This window comes from Candidatus Thiodiazotropha sp. LNASS1, assembly GCF_964212655.1.
GTDB lineage: Bacteria > Pseudomonadota > Gammaproteobacteria > Chromatiales > Chromatiaceae > Thiodiazotropha.
The window spans coordinates 4,625,641-4,646,390 of the sequence record NZ_OZ156465.1; the positions used below are offsets into that span (position 1 = coordinate 4,625,641).

General features: G+C 51.1%; 25 protein-coding genes. 8 read left to right on the forward strand and 17 right to left on the reverse strand.

Features of this window, described 5'->3' with window-relative positions; translation table 11 throughout:
- Positions 1 to 148: 148 nt before the first annotated feature.
- Both AB8516_RS20645 and AB8516_RS20650 read right to left on the reverse strand, forming a co-directional pair.
- The gene (locus AB8516_RS20645) at positions 149 to 913 is read right to left on the reverse strand and encodes a hypothetical protein (protein ID WP_369163068.1); all 765 of its coding nucleotides are present in this window, start codon (positions 911 to 913) and stop codon (positions 149 to 151) included.
- Positions 914 to 943: 30 nt separating this feature from the next.
- The gene (locus tag AB8516_RS20650; RefSeq protein ID WP_369163069.1) at positions 944 to 1,312 is read right to left on the reverse strand and encodes a DUF4870 family protein; all 369 of its coding nucleotides are present in this window, start codon (positions 1,310 to 1,312) and stop codon (positions 944 to 946) included.
- 210 nt (positions 1,313 to 1,522) lie between these two features.
- Between AB8516_RS20650 and AB8516_RS20655 the strand changes: the two genes are divergently transcribed.
- The 3 genes from AB8516_RS20655 to AB8516_RS20665 all read left to right on the forward strand — a co-directional run bounded on the left by AB8516_RS20655 (position 1,523) and on the right by AB8516_RS20665 (position 4,728).
- Positions 1,523 to 2,716, forward strand: a complete 1,194-nt coding sequence (locus AB8516_RS20655; protein WP_369163071.1) for a GAK system CofD-like protein — start codon at positions 1,523 to 1,525, stop codon at positions 2,714 to 2,716.
- Positions 2,717 to 3,198: 482 nt separating this feature from the next.
- Positions 3,199 to 4,380, forward strand: coding sequence for a fatty acid desaturase (locus tag AB8516_RS20660; RefSeq protein WP_108290867.1), 1,182 nt, complete (start codon positions 3,199 to 3,201; stop codon positions 4,378 to 4,380).
- 75 nt (positions 4,381 to 4,455) lie between these two features.
- Positions 4,456 to 4,728: a hypothetical protein gene (locus AB8516_RS20665; protein WP_369163073.1), complete on the forward strand. Its 273-nt coding sequence runs from the start codon at positions 4,456 to 4,458 to the stop codon at positions 4,726 to 4,728.
- Between the two features lie 2 nt (positions 4,729 to 4,730).
- On the opposite strand, the gene AB8516_RS20670 is transcribed toward AB8516_RS20665, so the two are convergent.
- The 4 genes from AB8516_RS20670 to AB8516_RS20685 form a co-directional block, all read right to left on the reverse strand.
- Positions 4,731 to 5,804: a DUF2333 family protein gene (locus AB8516_RS20670; RefSeq protein WP_369163074.1), complete on the reverse strand. Its 1,074-nt coding sequence runs from the start codon at positions 5,802 to 5,804 to the stop codon at positions 4,731 to 4,733.
- 375 nt (positions 5,805 to 6,179) lie between these two features.
- Entirely contained in the window at positions 6,180 to 7,100 is a 921-nt protein-coding gene (gene cyoE, locus AB8516_RS20675; protein WP_369163076.1) for a heme o synthase, read from the reverse strand.
- Positions 7,087 to 7,731 carry a hypothetical protein gene (locus tag AB8516_RS20680; protein WP_369163077.1) on the reverse strand — a complete coding sequence of 215 codons (645 nt, stop codon included), beginning with the start codon at positions 7,729 to 7,731 and terminating at the stop codon, positions 7,087 to 7,089. Before AB8516_RS20680 ends, cyoE begins: the two co-directional genes overlap by 14 nt.
- A complete protein-coding gene (locus tag AB8516_RS20685; protein WP_369163078.1) occupies positions 7,728 to 8,465 on the reverse strand; it encodes an SURF1 family protein in 738 nt (245 codons plus the stop codon). Before AB8516_RS20685 ends, AB8516_RS20680 begins: the two co-directional genes overlap by 4 nt.
- An 80-nt stretch (positions 8,466 to 8,545) precedes the next feature.
- Here AB8516_RS20685 and AB8516_RS20690 point away from each other — a divergent pair, with 80 nt between their 5' ends.
- Positions 8,546 to 8,770 carry a twin transmembrane helix small protein gene (locus AB8516_RS20690; protein ID WP_235615298.1) on the forward strand — a complete coding sequence of 75 codons (225 nt, stop codon included), beginning with the start codon at positions 8,546 to 8,548 and terminating at the stop codon, positions 8,768 to 8,770.
- Between the two features lie 4 nt (positions 8,771 to 8,774).
- On the opposite strand, the gene AB8516_RS20695 is transcribed toward AB8516_RS20690, so the two are convergent.
- The 7 genes from AB8516_RS20695 to AB8516_RS20725 form a co-directional block, all read right to left on the reverse strand.
- Positions 8,775 to 9,647 carry a cytochrome c oxidase subunit 3 gene (locus tag AB8516_RS20695; RefSeq protein ID WP_108290855.1) on the reverse strand — a complete coding sequence of 291 codons (873 nt, stop codon included), beginning with the start codon at positions 9,645 to 9,647 and terminating at the stop codon, positions 8,775 to 8,777.
- Positions 9,648 to 9,714: 67 nt separating this feature from the next.
- Positions 9,715 to 10,323 (reverse strand): cytochrome c oxidase assembly protein, encoded by a 609-nt coding sequence (locus AB8516_RS20700; protein WP_369163079.1) that lies wholly within the window; start codon positions 10,321 to 10,323, stop codon positions 9,715 to 9,717.
- On the reverse strand, positions 10,320 to 10,472 hold the full coding sequence (locus AB8516_RS20705; protein ID WP_154723224.1) for a hypothetical protein: 153 nt from the start codon (positions 10,470 to 10,472) through the stop codon (positions 10,320 to 10,322). Before AB8516_RS20705 ends, AB8516_RS20700 begins: the two co-directional genes overlap by 4 nt.
- Positions 10,473 to 10,487: 15 nt before the next feature.
- The gene (gene ctaD / locus AB8516_RS20710; protein WP_108290851.1) at positions 10,488 to 12,083 is read right to left on the reverse strand and encodes a cytochrome c oxidase subunit I; all 1,596 of its coding nucleotides are present in this window, start codon (positions 12,081 to 12,083) and stop codon (positions 10,488 to 10,490) included.
- Positions 12,084 to 12,097: 14 nt separating this feature from the next.
- On the reverse strand, positions 12,098 to 13,282 hold the full coding sequence (gene coxB, locus AB8516_RS20715) for a cytochrome c oxidase subunit II (protein ID WP_369163082.1): 1,185 nt from the start codon (positions 13,280 to 13,282) through the stop codon (positions 12,098 to 12,100).
- A 5-nt stretch (positions 13,283 to 13,287) separates the two neighbouring features.
- Positions 13,288 to 13,767 (reverse strand): DUF2244 domain-containing protein, encoded by a 480-nt coding sequence (locus AB8516_RS20720; RefSeq protein ID WP_108290847.1) that lies wholly within the window; start codon positions 13,765 to 13,767, stop codon positions 13,288 to 13,290.
- Positions 13,768 to 14,087: 320 nt separating this feature from the next.
- Entirely contained in the window at positions 14,088 to 14,618 is a 531-nt protein-coding gene (locus AB8516_RS20725; protein WP_369163083.1) for a hypothetical protein, read from the reverse strand.
- Between the two features lie 227 nt (positions 14,619 to 14,845).
- Here AB8516_RS20725 and AB8516_RS20730 point away from each other — a divergent pair, with 227 nt between their 5' ends.
- Together AB8516_RS20730 and AB8516_RS20735 are read left to right on the forward strand one after the other, a co-directional pair.
- Complete coding sequence (locus tag AB8516_RS20730; RefSeq protein WP_369163085.1) at positions 14,846 to 15,085, forward strand: hypothetical protein; 240 nt, start codon at positions 14,846 to 14,848, stop codon at positions 15,083 to 15,085.
- A gap of 4 nt (positions 15,086 to 15,089) precedes the next feature.
- The gene (locus AB8516_RS20735; protein WP_369163086.1) at positions 15,090 to 15,290 is read left to right on the forward strand and encodes a hypothetical protein; all 201 of its coding nucleotides are present in this window, start codon (positions 15,090 to 15,092) and stop codon (positions 15,288 to 15,290) included.
- 471 nt (positions 15,291 to 15,761) lie between these two features.
- Here the strand turns inward: AB8516_RS20735 and AB8516_RS20740 are convergent, their stop codons facing one another.
- On the reverse strand, positions 15,762 to 16,253 hold the full coding sequence (locus tag AB8516_RS20740; RefSeq protein ID WP_108290843.1) for a hypothetical protein: 492 nt from the start codon (positions 16,251 to 16,253) through the stop codon (positions 15,762 to 15,764).
- A gap of 341 nt (positions 16,254 to 16,594) precedes the next feature.
- Here AB8516_RS20740 and AB8516_RS20745 point away from each other — a divergent pair, with 341 nt between their 5' ends.
- Positions 16,595 to 18,424, forward strand: coding sequence for an SLC13 family permease (locus AB8516_RS20745; RefSeq protein WP_369163087.1), 1,830 nt, complete (start codon positions 16,595 to 16,597; stop codon positions 18,422 to 18,424).
- A 19-nt stretch (positions 18,425 to 18,443) separates the two neighbouring features.
- Here the strand turns inward: AB8516_RS20745 and AB8516_RS20750 are convergent, their stop codons facing one another.
- Complete coding sequence (locus tag AB8516_RS20750) at positions 18,444 to 19,034, reverse strand: DUF1287 domain-containing protein (RefSeq protein WP_369163088.1); 591 nt, start codon at positions 19,032 to 19,034, stop codon at positions 18,444 to 18,446.
- 300 nt (positions 19,035 to 19,334) lie between these two features.
- Positions 19,335 to 19,583 (reverse strand): GlsB/YeaQ/YmgE family stress response membrane protein, encoded by a 249-nt coding sequence (locus AB8516_RS20755; protein ID WP_069128398.1) that lies wholly within the window; start codon positions 19,581 to 19,583, stop codon positions 19,335 to 19,337.
- Positions 19,584 to 20,101: 518 nt separating this feature from the next.
- Here AB8516_RS20755 and AB8516_RS20760 point away from each other — a divergent pair.
- Entirely contained in the window at positions 20,102 to 20,275 is a 174-nt protein-coding gene (locus AB8516_RS20760) for a hypothetical protein (protein ID WP_369163090.1), read from the forward strand.
- Positions 20,276 to 20,282: 7 nt separating this feature from the next.
- Here the strand turns inward: AB8516_RS20760 and AB8516_RS20765 are convergent, their stop codons facing one another.
- On the reverse strand, positions 20,283 to 20,639 hold the full coding sequence (locus AB8516_RS20765) for a hypothetical protein (protein ID WP_369163091.1): 357 nt from the start codon (positions 20,637 to 20,639) through the stop codon (positions 20,283 to 20,285).
- Positions 20,640 to 20,750 lie beyond the last annotated feature (111 nt).

The window sequence follows — 20,750 nt, forward strand, 5'->3', positions numbered from 1 at the left end:
TACCGCGAGGGAGAGGTAGGGTGAGAGCGGATAGCTGACAATGGTGGGTAACCAGGAAAAATATTAAAGCTATTTGCGTTTATTCGCGTTCATTTGCGGACTTTACTTTTTAAATAAAGTGCCTGCCACACAAAAAGATTGCCTTGCGCTACAGGTCCTGCCAGTCGGTCAATAGAAGCCCCGATCCGACACCGGCCAGGCCGGCGCCGATGAGGCCCCCGACAACAGCACCCGGCAGATTCCCGTGGATAACCTCCAATGCGGCGGAGAGCGGCCCCGCTACACTGTCGTCAATAGAACCGATCATGACGAAAAAACAGAGTGCGATAAACCCCGATACCCCCACGCCCACCATCAAACCATCCCCCACCGGTGGCAGCAGATTGTCGTAGAGCTTGATAAATCCGGGGACCAGGGCGACATAGAGGATACCGGTAAGGGGGCAGAGGAGGGCCACTAGGGTACTGATTGAAAGCGGAGCAGTGAGGTTGACAGCCAGCAGATAGGTAAGTGAGGCCAACCAGCCGGCGCTGAATCCAGCCAGGGTTTTCGCATCTGCGCGATTTACCCGTGAACCCATGGAGAAGACGCCATACAGCGCACCGACAATCGCTCCCACAACGGAGACCAATATCACTAACATCAAGAGATCGACCGGGTGATCTGTAAGGATGAAATAGAAAATGGAAATAGGTGAAATAATGGTCGTCATCAAAACCGCAAGACGCATACTGCTGTATATCAGCGCGCCAAGGGTTCCGGCGAGTACGCCGGCGAACAGGTAGGGATCGATCGGCAGTTGCCAATAGTCGGCGAAAGCGGCCGAGAAGACAAACAGCATGGCGTAAAGCAATCCGATAAACGCCCAGATTGCGCCCCGAATCAGGGCTTCTTTAAGTCGCTGCTGTGACATCGCTGATGGATGCTGATTCTGCATGATACCTTATGTTCTGTGATTGCTCATGCCGTACATCTCACGTCCCTCGGAGAGTCTCAGCCAGCCCTTGATGATGCGATAGATCAACCACACCATATTAACCAAAAGCACCGGGTAGCCAATCAGGATAAAGATTGTGAGGTAGCCGATCACTATCCACAGGAGACTGAACCAGAAGGTGCGGATCTGCCATCTGTAGTGTGATTCAAGCCAACTGTTCCTGACATCGTCGCGCTTGACGTAGTTGATAATGACGGCAATCAGAAAGGTAATGACGAACAGGAAAGAAAGGGCCTGCAGTGCATATACCGCCATTGCGATGGTTTTTTCCCGATCATTATGGATGTTGTTGATCGCCTTCGTCGAACCGTTCATCATCACATCATGTCACTGATTCATGCCACATGCCAGAGCATGGCCGCATTGATACACATAGAATAAGCCGGCAGTATTCGTGGGTTAGATATTCAATCACAATAAATTATTCTTTTTCAGTCGTTGTTCCATACTATAATTAGTTCGGTTGGCGAATAATAGAAGACAATATTCTGCTCAACAATCGGTAGCTGATCGAATGGGCACTTCATGAAAGACATCTTTGTTACACGCACTGTACGCATACCCGATCCGCTCCGCATCAGCCGTTATCAAAAAAGCCCTGAACTCGGACCAAGGATACTCTTCTTCAGCGGTGGCAGCGCCCTCAATGACGTTAGCCGGGTCTTGAAAGGCTACACCCATAATTCAATACATCTGGTAACCCCATTCGACTCCGGCGGCAGTTCCGCCAAACTACGTCAGGCATTCGACATGCCCTCTATTGGAGATTTGCGCAGTCGACTCGTTGCATTGGCGGATGAAACAGTGACCGGACATCCGGAGGTCTATGAACTACTGATCTACCGTTTTCCCCTTAAGGCAGAGAAGGGTGAGCTGCTACATCAGCTCGAGTCAATGATCAGAGGCAGACACCCGCTGGTGGAACCGGTAAACAATCCCATCAGGCGTATCATCCGCTATCAGTTGGGTTATTTCTATGACGCCATGCCGGCAAAGTTCGATCTGCGTGGAGCCAGCATCGGTAATCTGATTCTCAGTGGCGGTTATCTCAATAACCATGAACATCTCGATCCGATCATCTTTCTGTTCGAAAAGCTGTTGGGGGTTCAGGGACTGGTGCGTGCGGTCGTAAATGATAAATTCCATCTCACGGCAGAGTTGGAAGATGGCAGTCGTATAGTCGGTCAACATCTGCTGACCGGCAAGGAGGTTTCGCCCCTTGAGAGTCCGGTGAAAGAGATCTCTCTCTCCAGACGCTTGGATAAATACACACCGGTGAAATCGCAATTACGCAAAAAAAACCATAAGCTGATACAAAAAGCGGAGTTGATTGTCTATCCCCCCGGCAGTTTTTACACCAGTCTGGTGGCCAATCTACTGCCTCAAGGTGTCGGGGCCTCGATAGCGGAAAATGATTGCCCTAAGGTCTACGTACCAAATCTGGGTGCAGATCCGGAACAGCTGGGTATGAATCTGAACGATGCGGTGCGGCGGTTGATGCACTATTTGCGTAAAAATTTGTCGGGTAATGCCGCAAAAGGAAGGCAATTGAATTTCATACTCCTCGACAGTAGAAATGGGCAATACCCATCGAAACTCTCTGCCAAGCTTGTCGAGGAACTTGATATTCAGGTAATCGATACAACGCTTATCAGTAGACGCAGCGCACCCTACTACGATTCGAAACTGCTGGTCTCGGCCCTGCTCTCCCTTACCTAGGGCCGATTGGATGAGTGTTAACAGGCCCCAGGGTCCAGCATTTGGATAGCCGATTGTTTGCGGATAATAAGAAATGGCCGCAAATGAACGCCAATCATGAAAAATTTACGCAAATTACCAATTGGTCGAATGTAGGATGAATGATAACCAAAGAATTAACTTCATGGGTGTAGTTAACCGTGTAAATGCCTTCTGAGTAAGCCGGGTCTGTCCAGATAGGGCATACTTGCCGGGTGCGTTATTGTAAAATACCGATTATCCCTTTATTTTAAATGGCTTATGCAATTCGGCTGAGCACCGGACATAAGTGTAATGTCTATCTAGACTGCAGGGGTCTGCAAACCGGTATACAGTGTATATACTATTGGGATATTCTCGCTGAACATAGTATCCAGCGACGATCCGTTAGTGAATGGGGACACCCTTACCAATCACACACTTGCCATATTTGGTAAAGCATCAATGATGCCAGCAGGTTTTTCATGACACTCAATGGCTTATTCGATTTATCACTGTCAGATTTTATTATTCTGATCCTGGTTCTCACCCATATCACCATCGTTTCGGTGACAGTCTTTCTTCATCGTCATCAGGCCCACCGGGCGCTCTGGTTACATCCTGTGCTGAGCCATTTCTTTCGATTCTGGCTCTGGTTGACGACCGGTATGGTGACCCGTGAATGGGTGTCCATCCATCGCAAGCACCATGCGAAGTGTGAAATGGAGGACGATCCCCACAGTCCCCAGATCCAGGGATTGAGCAAAGTGTTGTGGCAGGGTGCAGAGCTTTACCAGCAGGAGGCAAAGAATCAGGAGACCCTGGAACGCTACGGTAAGGGAACACCGGACGATTGGCTGGAACGCCATCTCTATACACGCTACAACTATTTGGGCATCGCACTGCTGTTTGTCGTTGAGTTGATACTGCTGGGCCCTGCAGGCATTACGGTCTGGGCTATCCAGATGATATGGATACCGTTCTGGGCTGCGGGGGTGATCAATGGTATCGGCCACTATTGGGGCTATCGCAATTTCGAGATCCCCAATGCGGCGACCAACATTGTTCCCTGGGGAATCTTTATCGGTGGAGAGGAGTTGCACAACAACCATCACGCCTTCGGCAGCTCCGCCAAGCTGTCAAACCGGTGGTGGGAGTTTGATCTGGGCTGGTTCTATATCAAGTTGTTCACTTTTTTACGATTGGCAAGAGTGCTCAAGATTGCACCCAAGCGCGCCTTGATCGCAGAGCGTTCACAACTGGACATAGATGCGATTAAGGCGCTGACTGTCAATCGGCTGCAATTGTTGAGTGATTATCGTCGCAAGGTGTTGAAGCCGGTGTTCAGATATGAGATCAGGCATGCCCAACGTCCGCTGCGAAGTCTATATCGCAGTGCCCAGCGCCTGGTGCGCCGGGACAGCATGCTGCTGAGCGATAGCGACCTGTTACAGCTGAAAGAGATTCTCGATACCAATGCGGCCCTGGACAAGGTCTATCAGTTCAAATTGAAGCTGCAGGCGATCTGGGAACAGCAGGCCTCCAGCCACGAAAAACGTCTTGAAGCCCTGAGTCTATGGTGTGCCCAGGCGGAAGCGAGCGGAGTGGAGGCGTTACAGGAGTTTGTCTCCATCCTCCGATCCTACGGGATGACGCCGGTGCGGTGACACCTTGCGCTGCTAAACAAGGAGGTTTTCAACATCTTCGTGCGGGGGGCGGACGGTAACAGACGGGGGTTTTGCATGACCGACTCGTTCAACAAGCTGTGGCTCAAGGGACAGGCGGAAGAGGATATCTATTTCGCCAAGCGCGATCGTGAATTGATCGAGGCGCTGAGGAAGAAGAAGCTGCGTAAGAAACTTGAAGACACCAACAGGAAAACGCGTAATCGGGCCAGGAAATACGAGGATCGTTTCGTCAAGATCTCCGATAAACACGGTAAAAAACCTAAAAAAATGCGTAAGGAAATAAGCAAGCTTTTAGTAAAGATCAGGAAACGGTTTAGCGCTAAATAACCCTACCCCTGGCTTAGTAAACTCCGCAGATCGATGACTGCCGCATTGGCCCGTGATATGTAAGAGGCCATGACCAGTGAGTAGTTGGCGAAGATCCCCAATCCACTGCCGTTCAATACCACCGGACTGCTGATGGAGCCCTGGGTGGCTTCCAGTTCGCGGATGATCTGACGCAGACTCACCAGGGCATTTTTCTTCCTCAATATATCCTGAAAATCGATCTCTACTGCATGCAGAAAGTGAATCAGGGCCCAGGTGGCGCCGCGGGCCTCGAAGAAGACATCATCTATCTCGAGCCATGGTGTCTGTACCCTGACATTGTCAGAGGTGGCGGTCGATTGTGCGGCGTCAGGGTCGCCTGCGAGGTCGGTATTGATGCGCTCCTGCCCCACGCTGGCGCTCAAGCGTTGGGAGAGGCTTCCCAGACGCTTCTCGACTATCGCCAGCCAGTCACGCAGATTATCGGCACGGGCAAAGAACTGGGTACTCGTCTCGCCTTGTTGGGAGAGGCCGCTTAGATAGCGTCTGAGTGCCTCGAGACCCTTATGGTACTCACCCTCGGTCGAAGGGAATATCCAGGAGTCGTTACTGTAGTTGAATTGAGGCTCGGTGATGGCCAGATCCTCGTTTTCCAACGACTGGGATTGAGAGCGGCTCATATCATTGCGTAACGAGCGGGCCAGATCGCGGGCCTGGGTGAGGGCACCGAACTCCCAGTTGGGAATATTGTCCAGAAAAACGCTCGGCGGCGTGATGTCATTACTCAGATAACCTCCCGGTTTTTGCAACAGGGTTTCCATGACAGTGACTAGGGCGGTGGTGGTGTAGGAACCGGTGACCGGTTTCAGGCTCATCTCCTGCAGCATGTTGTGGGTGTTGTTGCGTACATCGAAGGGTTCGGGCACGCTGCTCCAATAGAGTCCGAGTAGAAAAAGCAATACGGAAAGGGTGACAACGCCGAGCATACTGCCCCAAATCCAACCCTTTTCCCGCAGGGTACGGGGATGATAAAGCCGGGCAATCCGGTTTATCAGAGAGGTTGTAGCGCGAAGTAGTTTTTCGAAAAGCGTTTTCACCCGTAGTTTCCCTGCCTTGAATAGATCAGAAACACATCAGGATAGAATGAACCATCACAGATGATAATCATGTCTTGCCGCTCAATACCACAGCTTATCGTAAGACACTATCTGACGAAGTAGGGTCAAGGCAAGCTTTGAAATTGTCTAGGGCGAGGCTTGCCGCACCATGATCGATCAATATCCTTCAGAACGCTGTATCATACTGGCCTCGTTCCCGCGCTCCTGTGCTGGAACGTGACGGTCAAGCTCCTCATGGGAGCCCATAGTTCGCTCAACCGATGTATGCATTCCCACGCAGAGCATGGGAACGGGACGGGGCGCTGCGTTGTGCTAAGGGTTACCTATACGGATTTCCAGAAGGCCCTGCCGTTATCAGCTTGTGATGCCCGATGGCAACAACAGGCTCAAATAGTGATCGGCCAGCAGCAGGGTGAACAGCAGACTGAGGTAGAGAATCGAGAAGGCGAAGGTCTTCATGGCGTGATCGCGTCCCTTGCTCTGCAACAGTCTGACGGCATGGTAGACAAAGGTACACCCCAGCACAAACGCGCCGATAAGATAGAGATAACCGCTCATCCGGATCACAAAGGGCAGTAGTGAGACCGCCAGCAGCATGATGGCATAGATTAAAACCTGCTGCTTGGTGAAGTCGATGCCATGGGTAACGGGCAGCATGGGTATGTCGGCCTTGGCGTAATCGTCGCGGCGGTGTATCGCCAGGGGCCAGAAATGGGGCGGTGTCCAGACAAATATGATCAACAACAACAGAAAGGCCTCAATAGTGACCTCACCGGTAACCGCACACCAGCCCAATAACGGAGGTGCCGCCCCGGCCAATCCACCCCAGACGATGTTTTGCGGAGTATTGCGTTTCAGGTAGAGGGTGTAGATCACGGCATAACCGATCAGGGCGAAAAAGGTAAGCAGTGCCGTCAACGGGTTGACCAGGAGATAGAGCAGCAACATCGAGAGGCCGCCCAATAACAGGGCAAAGCTGATTGCGTGAGGGGTATCCATATGCCCGCTGGGTATGGGGCGCCAACTGGTCCTGTCCATCATGGCATCGATACGCTGGTCTATGACATGGTTGATCACCGCACCCGAGGCAGCCGCCAGGGAGATACCAAGCAGGCCGAACAGAAGTGGCTGCCAGGGCACTAGACCTTCCCGCGACAACAGCATGCCGACCAGGGCGGTAAAGGCGATAAGCAGAACGACCTTGGGTTTGGTCATCTCATAATAGTGGCGCCAGGCAAAACCGACTTGCTGTGCAGAAACATTACTGATGGCCATAGCGACCTCCTTGAGCCCAGTTTTCCGAGGCTTTAAGTAGTTTTTCCAGATCCTGCAGGATCTCTTTCGAGCTGATCTTCGTGGTGTCGTGCTTCATCATCAGATCACCCCGGGGGTCGATGAGAAAGATGGGGATAGCCTGCTCCGACAACTGTAGTGGAAACAGGGACTCGAGGGCGGCGCGCTGCCCGTTGTCCGCGATCAGCAACTCAGTGCCTTCAAGTCCACCCATGTTGGGCAGTTCGAGGCGACCGGCCTGGTCGGGCATCAGGATCAGCAAGCGGGCGATACGCTGACGATTCGCAGCGGTGGCGCGGCGGATCTGGCGTACCTTGATCAACATCTCGATGCAGGCTGCATCACAGCCACCTTCGCTGACCAGGGTCATGGCCCACATGTCCTGCAAGGATTGCCAGTCAAACCATTCGCCATCCGCTGTCTGCAATCTAAGTGACTGAACAGGTCTCGGCGGATCGATCAATTCGCCATTATTGGTACGCCCCGCCGGCAGCCACTGCGGATTGAGAAAGAACACCCAGGCAGCGATCATCGGCAGCGCGAACAATGCGATCAATAGCCAAAGAGAGGCGAGTGTGCGCGGTTTGGCGTTGCTGTCTGCGACACTGGTCATACTGCAACCTCTTTTGCGTCGCGTTTGTGCAGCGATAGACGAATCCAGATCAGGAGGGTGATGATGGCAAACGCAAACCACTGAATGGCGTAGCCGATATGCATTATGTCACTGACGCGTGGGTGGGGCCATTGACGGACGAAACCATGAGCGTCCTGCGGAGATTGCAGCACCACGAAAGGAGCGATATCCAAGCCGGACCAATCTCTGAAGTGCTTCAGAGTGAGAAATGGCCAACGGGGCGTGGTGTCTGCACTTGCTGCACCCTTCTGCTTGAGCTCGATGGCAGGTGGTTGTGGGATCCTGACTTCACCGTGGACGGTGAGTGTTTCACCTACATCGACTGCAGCCAGGGCTTGATCAATCTGATCATGGGCAATCCAGCCCCGGTTGACCAGCAGCGTCCTGCCGCTCCCCTGGAGTCGCAAGGGAGTGACCAGATGAAAACCTGTCTTACCCTGATGCTTGCGGTTTTCGATCAACACGCTTTTATCGATGAGATAGCGTCCATGTGCCACCACCTGGCGGAAGCGCAATTGCTCGGCATCCGGGTGGGGACCATTCAGCGAGACTGGAGGCTGTTTACGCCTCATCTCCAGCGATGAACCCTGATTTCGTTTCTGTTCGGCACGATCCAGCTGCCAGAGACCGAGTCCGATGAACAGGGGCGTCAGGATTACCATTATTATTGTGGGGATTGCCTGGGCGCGAAATTGACGGGTGTTGCTGGTCATAAGGGCTATAGTGGAATTATCTGTTCCTGTTAGTGCAGTATAGGCAGGCTAACCTTATCAAATCCGGATCGGGAGAGATCATGGACATCATATTCAAGCTACCGGTGTTGCTGGTATTGGCCTTCATTATCTTCAGTCTGTTTCAGGGGATGTACTATATGGCCAAGGATGATGGCAGGAACGAAAGTACCCGCGTGGTACGCGCGCTGACCCTTCGGGTTGTCCTCTCGCTTCTGTTGTTCATCCTGCTCATGGTTGGTTACTACTTCGGTCTTCTCCAGCCGCACAGCCTATTGCCGCAATAGGCGGTCAGAGCCAGTATACGAAGACAAAAAGCCCCAACCAGACCACATCGACAAAGTGCCAGTACCAGGCAACCGCTTCGAAGGCGAAGTGGTTGTGGGCACTGAAGTGGCTTTTCATACTGCGTCCCAGTATTGCCATCAACATCACCGCACCCATGGTAACGTGGAAGCCGTGAAATCCGGTCAACATGTAAAATGTTGATCCATATGCGCCCGATTCCAGGGTGAGATTCAAATCAGAATAGGCGTGACCGTATTCATAAGCCTGCAGGGCTACGAACAGCAGGCCCAAGGCAATAGTTGCGATCAGGCCCCAGACCAGCTGCTTTTGATTATCGAGTTTCAATCCCCAGTGGGCCCAGGTAATGGTAGCACCACTGGTGAGCAGGATCAGGGTGTTCATCGCCGGAATGCCCCACGCGCCCATCGGTTGGAAATCGCCGCCAAGTTCACCTGGACCATGGGATGGCCATGCTGCCTCGAATCCGTTATAGAGCAGCTCATTGGTTACCCCCAGGTAGCCTTCGCCGCCGAGCCAGGGCAGGGCGATATTGCGGATATAATAGAGCGAGCCGAAAAAGCTTAGAAAGAAAAAGACCTCCGAGGCAATGAACCAGAACATGCCCATGCGGAAAGAGGTATCGACCTGTTTATTGTAACAGTCGTTCAGATTCTCCCCGATGACATCCCGAAACCAGCCAAACAGCAGAAAGAAGAACAGCAGCAGGCCGGCGGTAACTATATAACTGCCGATGGCGACCCCATTCATGGCCAGTACTCCACCGAACAGGGTAGTCAGCAGTGATACCATGCCAATAATAGGCCAGGGACTGGGGTCGGGTATAAAATAATCCCCGCTGTGTTCCTTTACCGACATGCTGATACTCCTCTTGATGTTGATCTTTTTGTCATAGTCATAGTGGTTGCTTTGCTAGCTCTACTTATTATTGATCCGGGGTTGACGCAATCATCGGCGGAAGCGCGCTCTCCCGGTCGTTGCTATCCACCTCTTTCAGGCGCATGAAACTGTATGAGAGTGTCAACGAGTTGATCTCTGCTGGCAGTTCCGTCGAAACCATGAATTGCAGCGGCATGATGGTCTTTTCACTGCCATCGAGTCTCTGTTTGTTGAAACAGAAACATTCCAGTTTGCTGAAAAAGGGTGTTGCCTGCCAGGGTGCCACGCTTGGTATGGCCTGCCCGGTAACGGCGCTATGGCTGCGGTTGCGGGCGTGGAAATTGACCTCATAGGTCTGACCGGGATGGACACGCATCTTATTCGTCTCGGCAACGAACTCCCAGGGCAGGTTTGGGTTGACCGTGGTGTCGAATTTGACAGTGACCCAGCGGGCCTGATCCACCCGCTCGGAGGTTGGAGTGGCCAGGCCGATTTGGCTACGTTGGGAAAGTGACTGTGTTCCCGTGATCTGGCAGAAGAGGTTGTACAGGGGCACCAGAGCGAAGCCGAAACCAAACATCGCCACGACCAGTCCGGACAACAGCAGGGTTGTGCGGCGGTTCTTGCGATGCTTGTCCGGTACACTTTGATTCATTGTATCGCCTGTGTGCCGACAATTCGAAAGATACCGGTCCAGAAGGGGAATGAGGTCACGAGAAAGAACAGTGCAAGTCCGGCCAGTCCCCAGGCCAGGCGTACATTCTTACGCCTCAGTTCGGCTGTTTGATAATCAGGAATACGCATAACTCCTCATGGCTCCTATTTGATTTGAGGGGCAACCGTCCAGGTATGGAAGGCCGGTGGAGAGTCCAGCTCCCACTCGAGACCCTTCGCGCCTTCCCAGGATCTGCCCTCAGCCTTCTTACCGCCGCGGATGGTCTTGATGATGATGTAGAGAAACAGCAGATGGCTGAGACCGAAGATCATCGCGCCGATGCTCGATACCACATTAAATTCGGTAAAGATCATGTTGTAGTCGACGATCCTTCGCGGCATTCCCGCCAGGCCGAGAAAGTGTTGTGGAAAGAAGGTGATGTTGAAACTGATGACGTTGGTCCAGAAAAAGAGTTTTCCCAGCTTCTCGTCATACATGTGTCCGGTCCATTTCGGCAGCCAGAAGAAGACACCGGCAAACAGGCCGAATACCGCGCCGGGCATCAATACGTAGTGGAAATGCGCGACGACGAACATACTGTCGTGATACTGCATATCGGCAGGCACCACCGCCAGCATGACGCCGCTCAATCCGCCGAAGGTGAACATCAGGACGATACCCACCGCGAACAGCATCGGGGTTTCAAAGGTCATGGCGCCGCGCCACATGGTAGCGATGAAGTTGAAGACCATCAGACCCACCGGTATGGAGATCAGAATAGTGCCGATCATGAAATAGGTGACCGCCCCAAGGGACATGCCAACAGTGTATTGATGATGCGCCCATACCACCATGCCGATGGTGGCCACGGCAAGCATGGCGCCGACCATCGATTTGTAACCGAACAGCGGCTTGCGCGCGAAGGTCGGTATTACATGGGAGAGTACCCCGATGGAAGGCAGCAGCAGGATGTAGACTTCGGGATGTCCGAAGAACCAGAACAGGTGTTGAAACAGGACCGGGTCACCGCCACCGGCCGCATCGAAGAAACTGGTACCGAAATGGCGGTCGAACAGCAGCATGGTGACGCCGCCGGCCAAGACAGGTATTACCAGGATCAGCAGAAAGGCTGTGACCAGCCAGGTCCAGCAGAACATCGGCATCTTCATCAGGGTCATCCCCGGCGCACGCATGTTCAGCAGGGTGACGATGATGTTGATCGAAGCCAGTACCGAGGAGATACCCAGCAGGTGGATGGCGAAGATCAGGAAGTCCATCGACATGCCAACCTGCACCGAGAGTGGCGGGTAGATGGTCCAGCCGGTATTGATCTGGGTACCGCCACCTGGGAAGAAGGGCACCACAAAGGAGAGGATCAGCATGGTCGCTGCCGCCGGCAATACCCAGAAACTGAGATTGTTCATCCGTGGCAGGGCCATGTCCGGGGCGCCGATCATCATCGGGATCATCCAGTTGGCCAGACCCGCTGCTGCAGGCATAACCGCACCGAAAATCATGATGAGGGCGTGGTTGGTTACCAGATTGTTGTACAGATCTGGATCGAGCAGCTGGATGCCGGGTTGGAACAGCTCCATGCGGATCAGCATGGCGCTGGCGCCGCCGAGGAAGAGCATAATCAGTGCGAAAAGCAGATAGAGGGTACCGATATCCTTGTGGTTGGTGCTGAAGAGCCAGCGCTTCCAGCCTTTCGGCGCCTCGTGATGGTGTGCCTCATCATGGGTCAGAGTGGTTGTACTCATGTTTGAATTCTCCTCTATCTGGCCTGTTTGACGTCTGCAGGCTGCACGACATCACCCGTTTTGTTATCCCAGGCATTGCGTTCATAGGTCACGATTGCTGCGATCTCAAGATCGTTAAGTGAACCCCATGGCTGCATCGCAGTCCCTTCTTTACCCTTGATGACGATATCCAGGTGATCGGCAATGGCCCCGATGGCAATCGCCGATCCGCTAAGCGGTGGGAAGGCAGGCGGCAGACCTACACCGGTAACCTGATGACAGGCCGCGCATTTTGTATCGTAGAGTGTTTTGCCCTTGGCCATCAGTTCGTCCATGCTCCAGGTCTTATCGACGCTTGCCTCAGCCGCGGCAGCCAACTTGATCGTATTTTGATCGTCTACCCATGCCGCGAACTTCTCTTGTGAAACCGACTCCACAACGATGGGCATGCGGGAGTGCCATGTGCCGCAGATTTCTGCGCACTGGCCGCGAAAGACCCCTTCCCGGTTGAGTTCGGCCCAGGTCTCGGTGACGTAGCCGGGAATGGCATCCTTCTTCACCGCCAGTTCAGGTACCCAGAAGGCGTGGAGGACGTCCGCAGAGGTGTGCAGAAAGCGGATCTTGACACCGGTGGGCAGGACCAGGCGGTTGTCGACTTCCCGCAGATAGAGGTCCCCGGACTCCTCTGCCGGTACAAAACGACTCTCCACCTTGATACCGTGATCCAGATAGTCGAACTCCCACCACCACTGGTGGCCGGTCACCTTTACGTCCATGATGTTCTCTTCCTTCGGTACATCCCAGACCTTTTTTAAAACCGCATCCGCCTTACCTGCAATGGTCAGGTCTACACCCAACACCATCACCGGCACGATAACCCAGGACCAGTTGCCGAACCATGAATTGTGAAACTCCTGGTCGGCTTCGTAGCCGCGGCTTTTGCGATGAAAATAGAGCGAGTAGAAGACGATCGCGAAGACGACTATCAGCAGGAATGTGGCGATGCCCATCGTCATCATATGGATATCGAAGATCTCCTGGGCCACATTGGCTGCCGGTTCGGGGAAATTGAGACCGTATTCAGCCGCAGCATCGCCCATTACCAGGGATAGTGGTGCAAAAAGCCAAAATCCGGGTAGGCGTGAACGGTTGGTCTGAATCACTCTACAAATAGAGTCGGGTTTAAAGTTCCGTGTTTCTGTCTTTTGATTATTATGCATACCGATCAGAAGCCCTCGATTGCGTTTCTAAGATTGTTGGCGAGCATCTCGCGCTCCTCTTCCAACAGATTTTTGCCTACTTCGATATATTCGCCATGAGACCCGATCAAAAGACGGCTTGGATACCAGCCCTTGGGATCTTGGTTCTGAATGATTTTCAGCCAGGCCTTGTGAAAACACTTAACTGCCTGACGGTTGCGGTTGTCGCTGACCCTCACATAGGTGTCATCAATATGGATGATTTCCTGCGAATGGGCACAAAAGCTGTGACAGTAGATGGCGATGCCGACAATGCAGATCTCAAGCCCCGTGAAAGGCAGGACCAACCAGGCGCCAAGCGAAAGGAAGTAGAGACCAACCAGGCCGATACACAACGCAAGCAACAGAAATAGCCACTTGGATTGGTTCCAGGTCAGACTTCTGTTGGGTTGGACGACGAGTACAGCTTCATCACTGTTACTATTTTGTGGTGCTCTAAAGACCATTTGCCATCCTGCAGTTAGCTCTGACGGCCGATACTGCCTGGCGTCTAGTATTGATCTAAATCAGTTTTTTTATTGATCTGGGTCAAAAGAATATGACAAAGACGGGGCATAAAGCAATAACTAAGTCAATTTCTCGACTATTTATAAGATACTGATAATTAATTAGAATTATAGAATATAGCGATTTTATTACGTGCTATCCCTGAATGCGTGTCTATTCGGATCCTCAGTAAGTATCCATTGATCAAGCCCAGTTATATATATGTCTATGAAAAGCTGGAATCCCTGCCGGCAACAGGCGGTTCAGGCTTTAGGGCCTGTTAACAGGACCTAATAAGCCGTGCATCCGGAAAGGCCTGCTCGAGATCAAGGGACCAGATCTTCTCCGTCATGGCCTTTTTGAGTGATTCCAGGTGCTCATAGTGATGCTCGTTTGCCTCATTCCGGTTGATGATGTCGAGCAGCTGAAGAAACTCGGATGAGACTATGCCGTCTGCCAGTCTCAGCGTTAGATACTGCTTGCCGTCGTTTACCCGCCAGCTGTAGTCCATATCACTTACACAACGGGTCTCGCCGGTAGTGCAGGTCAGTTGAAAACGTCCAGCGGATACGCAACCGGTGACATATTCGATCGTATCTTTCACGCCGGGCCCGGGATGTCCGCTTTCGATGGTGAGATCCTGCCACTCCCAGGTCTTCTCCCGGGAGAGCAGTTGTGCCGCGTATTGCAACATTCTAAAGGCAAGTGCGCAGCCCCAGTAGGCATTACCCCTGTGGAACTTAAGCGCCTCCTCGAAACTGCGCGTCAGTAGCACACCATTATCGATGATATGAATGTCAGTGGTTTTCATCACCGTCCGCACCTCAGTCGGATTTATTATAATTGAAAACATGTGATTTTGAGTGCATGAGCATTGTGCAAGTGAGTCGGCAGATTTTATCGTGGACTGCCGGTTGTGCCGCGTAACGTAGCATTAGCGTATTTACGTCACATCGGATGTTGAGTTTAGCGGGATGCCGACTGTGCACACACATGATGCCATTCCTGACTCGACCCTGACGTCTTGGCATGCCGTCGATGCCAAGGCCCTGTTACAGCGTATTTCATACCGTTCTTATCTATGTTCTGATGATTGTCGGTATTCTGGTGATCGCACTGTTTACCTTCTTCTATGGTGTAGTGCTGCAGGACTATCGTATGACGGAGATGTTTCTCGCCTCCATCAGTTTGGTGGTGGCGGCAATCCCTGAGGAATTATCTGCAACCATGACTACCACGCCGGCTATCGGTGTCCAGCGTATGGCGTATACATGGTGATCCAATGAAAGGCGCGCTGGTGATAGCCGGGATGAAGGCCGGGTTGACTATCGACATTATCAAAAAACAACATCCCCGTAATGACCTCATACCCTTTGAATCTGAACACCGTTTCATGGCGACACTGCACTATAGTCATAGCGGGAACGCCTTTATTGATATAAAAGGCGCCCCGGAGCAGTTACTGAAGCGCTGGTCATCTTGACCGCAATTGTGCTTGGATTTCATCTACTACCTCTGACACCGGTACAGATCCTGTGGGTCAATATGATAACAGTGGTAACCCTGGTATTGGCTCTCGAACCCCGGAAGTGAATGTTATGAGTCGCTTGACCATAGATTCGGATGCACCCTTGCTGACAGCACATCTGCAGTGGCGTATTGCATTCGTTTCCACGATTTTAGCCATCGGTATGATTGGTCTTTTAGATGAGTTTCACTTATCAATCCCATCTGCAGATCTTGTTCGGTACTAGTGGAATTGACATTTCAATCTGACTTCGAATCATCATGGTCTCCACATCCTTTCTCTTGCTGGTAGAGACGGAGAGAATGATAATTCGCAATTCTGTTGAAAAGAAAATCCGGATGGAAGAGAGGGCAGAGGACCAGATACTCTGTCTTGGCAGGTTTACCAAGACAGAGTTTTAACGGTAACTACCTAAGAGCCGGTAGTTTATGCAGAGGAAGCTGCTTTCTTCTTGCTTCTACGGCGACGACGAGTCCTTTTGTCAACGGACTTTTCGAGTGATTTTGCCGCTTTTTCAAACTCTTTAACCATCTTGCCGCGCGCTTTCTGCATCGCCGTATAGAGACCCTTGGCCAGACGTTCTGCCTTGCGTTGCTCAGCGGCAGCAGCTGTGCGGGCCGCCTTGACCTCTTTCAGTTTGGCCTGGGCAGCAGCAAGACGCTCTTTAGCCTTTTCCTTGCTGACCGGGGTTTTCGCTTTGGCAACGGCAGCGCGTGCCTTGGTTACTCTTTCGCCGGTACTTTCCACTAACTTGTCCTGGCGGTCTACAGCTTTTCCGGCTGAGTTCAATCTGCTCAGGGCGCGTTTATTGGAAGAGGATAAGGTGATTTCAGCCTGCAGAGCTTCGACAATAGTCTCCATTGAGACTACTTTTCTTTTTGCTCTACGACGCTTTTTCACAGTTTTCTTTAAGGCCATTGGTACTCCTTAGTGATTGAACAAACATGCACAATATAGTTGCACTTTAGTATAAGAACAACTCTTAAAGCTTTAATTATGTATAAAATTACTATTTTTTTTACTTTTTATCTCAATTTTATGCGATTTAATGGAAATGCAGAGGCAAGTTAAAAACTTTTAGACATGCTATAAGTTTGAGATGACACTGCAGTTAGAACAGTAAATCGTTTGATTTTGTATTTTCTTTAGAAAAAGTTTAAGTGAACTTTACCCCGATGGATTCAAATACCGGATTATTTTGTTTTATTGTAAACCTCTTCCATAGAATGCAGCTATACTGGCCAAAAAAGGCTTGATCCATGTTAGATAATGGAGTGACAAATCCACACACCCTGGCGGTCTTATCGCTCACCGTTGTTGCATTAATACTCTTCAGTCGTGAAAAGATCCCTTTAGAGACATCATCACTATTGGTACTGACACTGCTTGCAGTGGGATTCGAATTATTTCCCTATCAAGGTGTGGCTGGGAAGATCAGCGCAATCGATTTTTTCCGAGGATTCGGTCATGAAGCTTTGATTGCGGTTTGTGCATTGATGGTGGCTGGGCATGGATTGGTGCGTTCCGGTGCGCTTGAACCGGTGGGTAGAGTATTGGCGAGATTGTGGAGTGCCAGTCCGAGCCTATCGTTTTTGGCAACCCTGCTGATTGCGGGAATTCTCAGTGCATTCATCAATAATACACCGATCGTCATACTGTTGCTGCCGATTCTGGTCAGTGTGTCACTACAGACCAATTCCAATGCATCATCTCTGCTGATGCCGATGGGCTTTGCGACCCTGATCGGTGGTATGAGCACAACCATTGGGACTTCAACGAATTTGTTGGTGGTTGGTGTGGCTGCAGACCTGGGATTGCGTAAGATGGAAATGTTCGATTTCCTTGTGCCCGCACTGATCGCCAACGCATTTGGACTACTCTATCTCTGGCTTATTGCACCGCGAATACTACCGAAACGCGAGCTGGTACTGGCGGATAGCTCGCCGAGGGTATTTACTGCTCAATTGGTTATCAAGGAAGATAGCACGGCGGCGGGTATGAAATTGTCGGAAGCGATTGCGCTTACCCACAATGTCATGAATGTAGACAGAGTTCGGCGCAGTGAGACGACTTACATAATGCCCCTGCCCGATGCGGTGATCTATCCGGGTGACAGGCTGTTGGTGCATGATACGCCTGCGCATCTGAAAGAGTTTGAACAGCAGCTGGGCGCAACCCTCTACTCCGCAGGCGACGAAGTCGATGAAGACCATCCGTTACAGGCCCATGATCAACAACTCGCGGAGGCGATTATATTTCGGGGATCACCGTTGCAGAACAGGACTCTGAATGAGGTTCGTTTTGCCGACAGCTATCAACTTGTCGTTTTGGCAATTCACCGGGCCAATGAACGTATCAAGGCGTTGCCGCAAGGATTGGGGAATCTCAATCTGAGAATTGGCGATGTCTTGCTGGTACAGGGTAAAAGGAGTCATATCAACGAATTGAAACAGCAGTCTATCGTGATGGTGCTCGATTCCACCACCGATCTGCCCCATACCAGGAAGGCGCCCTATTCACTGTTGATAATGTTGGGTGTAATCTTGTTGGCCGCATTCGGTCTCCTTCCCATCGCAGTAAGTGCGATTGGCGGGGTATTGCTGATGCTGTTCTGCGGATGCCTCTCCTGGCGTGATGTCGGTCGTGCACTGAACGCACAGGTGATCCTGATCATCGTTGCAAGTCTGGCGCTGGGTAACGCCTTGCTGATGACCGGGGGCAGTGATTTTCTGGCGCACCTGTTTCTCAATGCCACCCAAGGCGCCTCATCAACTGTGATATTGAGCAGCCTGATCCTGGTGATGGCGTTATTAACGAATGTTGTATCCAATAACGCAGCGGCGGTTATCGGCACACCCATTGCCATCAGCATTGCGCATTCCCTGCAACTGCCGGCGGAGCCTTTCGTACTGGCGGTGCTGTTCGGTGCGAATATGAGCTATGCCACGCCAATGGCCTACCAGACTAACCTGTTGGTCATGAGTGCGGGAAACTACAAATTTTCCGACTTTGCCCGCGTGGGGTTGCCACTCATTGTTGTCATGTGGTTCGCCTACAGCTGGTTGCTACCCACCCTGTACCAGATTTGAGACATACCAATCCTACTCGCTAATTCCGGGGTGAATAGCGATAATGGCCGGTAATCGGATAGTCAAATAGCATATCCTCCAGCTTTGGGCCTGAACCGATGTTGTGGATGATGAGAGGCGACCTTGTCCGTTGATCGATCTTATCGCTGACAATACCGATATGAGGCAGGTTGCCAGGCAGCATCCAGGTAACTATTTCACCGGGTTTGTAGTCACTCCCATGGTGGGTTACGGGCAGGCTTTTTCCCTGACGTGTGAAAAAACGTTGTAGATTCGGCACACGCCGATGATCGATGTTTTTGTCGGTTTGTGTCAGGCCCCATATCCGCCGTGATGGGTAGAGATCAAAATGAGATGCCATATCCTCATGAACCAGCTGTTGTAGATCAACACCTAGTACACGATAAGAACGGATCAAAACATCGGTACAGACACCAATATTGTTCGGTATATCGCCATTAGGATATGCAATTGGTATGTAAGAGCCGTCGTATCTGACAGTATGTTTAGTGCGTTCCATTGCCGCAGCTACGAGTCTAACCTCGAACTGTCCCGCCAGGCAGTAGACAGGCAACTGTAGCAATATTACGGTAAATAGTCTTCTCAGCATGAAGTTAAGGATATCAAATAGCCTGTTTAAGGCACACTATTTATCGATCCTGTATTCACTATGGATGATGACTGACCAAACCGCTTAATCACAAGGTTGTTACATTCAGGAAAGGCCTGTTCAGCGACGAGATGAATCGATTTGTTCAGTTCAGGGTAGGCAGGAGCCGAATCACACGATTGCGAACGAACCCAAACAGGTTGCGCCATTGCAGAAGCACTTTGCATGGATGCCGATATGGCTGCATCGGAAAACAGACTGACATGAATCCGCCTGTAACCCGATGGATTGGGAAGATAGCTATTTCTTGATCAGTCCAACGATAAACAGCAATATTGCAGCACCTGCAACCGCAGTAATCAATGATCCGATCAGCCCGTTAACAGAAAGTCCAAGGAGTCCGAAAACCCAACCACCGATAAATGCCCCAATCACGCCAACAATAATATTGCCGAGCAGACCGAAACCGCCGCCTTTCATAATGGTGCCTGCCAGCCAACCCGCAACCGCACCGATTGCCAGAAAAATTAACAGAGAAGTTAAATCCATTATGGGCTCCTTTTATAAAAAAATTGTGTTTGGCCAAGTCAGTCGCTTTACATTACGCGCCAGTCACGTTTGTTTTTTATAGTAAATTCATACACCGTTGCTCGCAGCCGATTCAACCAGAACAGGCAACAGGCAAATGAAAATCAGTACGTCTAAACCCAGTCAACTAGGATCGCAAACATATTTCTGTAACGCATGTTATTGTTGAAACAACTAACGATTGCATACATGAAAAGCGCAAAACACTTAGCTGGTTAACGCATGCAAGGAGTCTAGCAAGTAAGGATGCTGTCAAGTAGATGTGAAATGATAACTATTGTGAAAACAGGGGTAATTTCATCCGTTACCCACTACAACCACCGCAACCGGCACAACCGCCACAACCACTACCGCCACTACCTGAGTTTCTTCCCCCTCCGGAGCCAAGCCATTTCAAGACTCGATAGAGGATGTAGATACCAAATACCAGCTTCAGCCAAAACCAGATATCGGTATCGGAAAGGTCATCGCTGCAAGAGATGAGAAAAAAGGGCAGTGAGGCAATGAGTGCGATGTTGGTGACAAGCGGAGAAGGTCTGGGTATGAGTAACCGTCTTTCAGTATTGACCCGAACGAACGATTCGACAGCATCGAAGCGTCTGTCGACCGATGGCCAGATATCATCGGGTGGTGGTTCTTTGAATGTGACTTGATACAGCTCTAGTGTGTATTGATATTGATCTCTGAATCTCTGAATCTCTGCTGCTCTGCGATACCTCCTTTGGTCGGTAGATGATGTAACTCGACGCCGAGTATCTCTTTACATAGGATATTCCAATAGGATTCGGTATACATCAGATGGAGATGCCAGGCCTGATCGACCTGATCGGATGGGGTGACTTCGCTTTTCGAGATGGCAGCCAGATAGATGAATCGTCTGTATTCCGCGATAACCCTTTCCGAATACCTGATAGACCAGTCATTTTCCCGTGACAGGCGCTTACAAAAGCTCAGTGAGGCTTCACCGTCGTCGATTTGAAATGATTCAATATTATCCCAAAGTTGAGTTTCAACCATAGATCGTTCTCATTTTCACAAGATGATTAGTATTGACAGGTCCTTGTAATAAGGTCTTTTTTTCCGTCCAGCTGCGTTATCATTCGCTCATGTAGAACAACTACACATCAC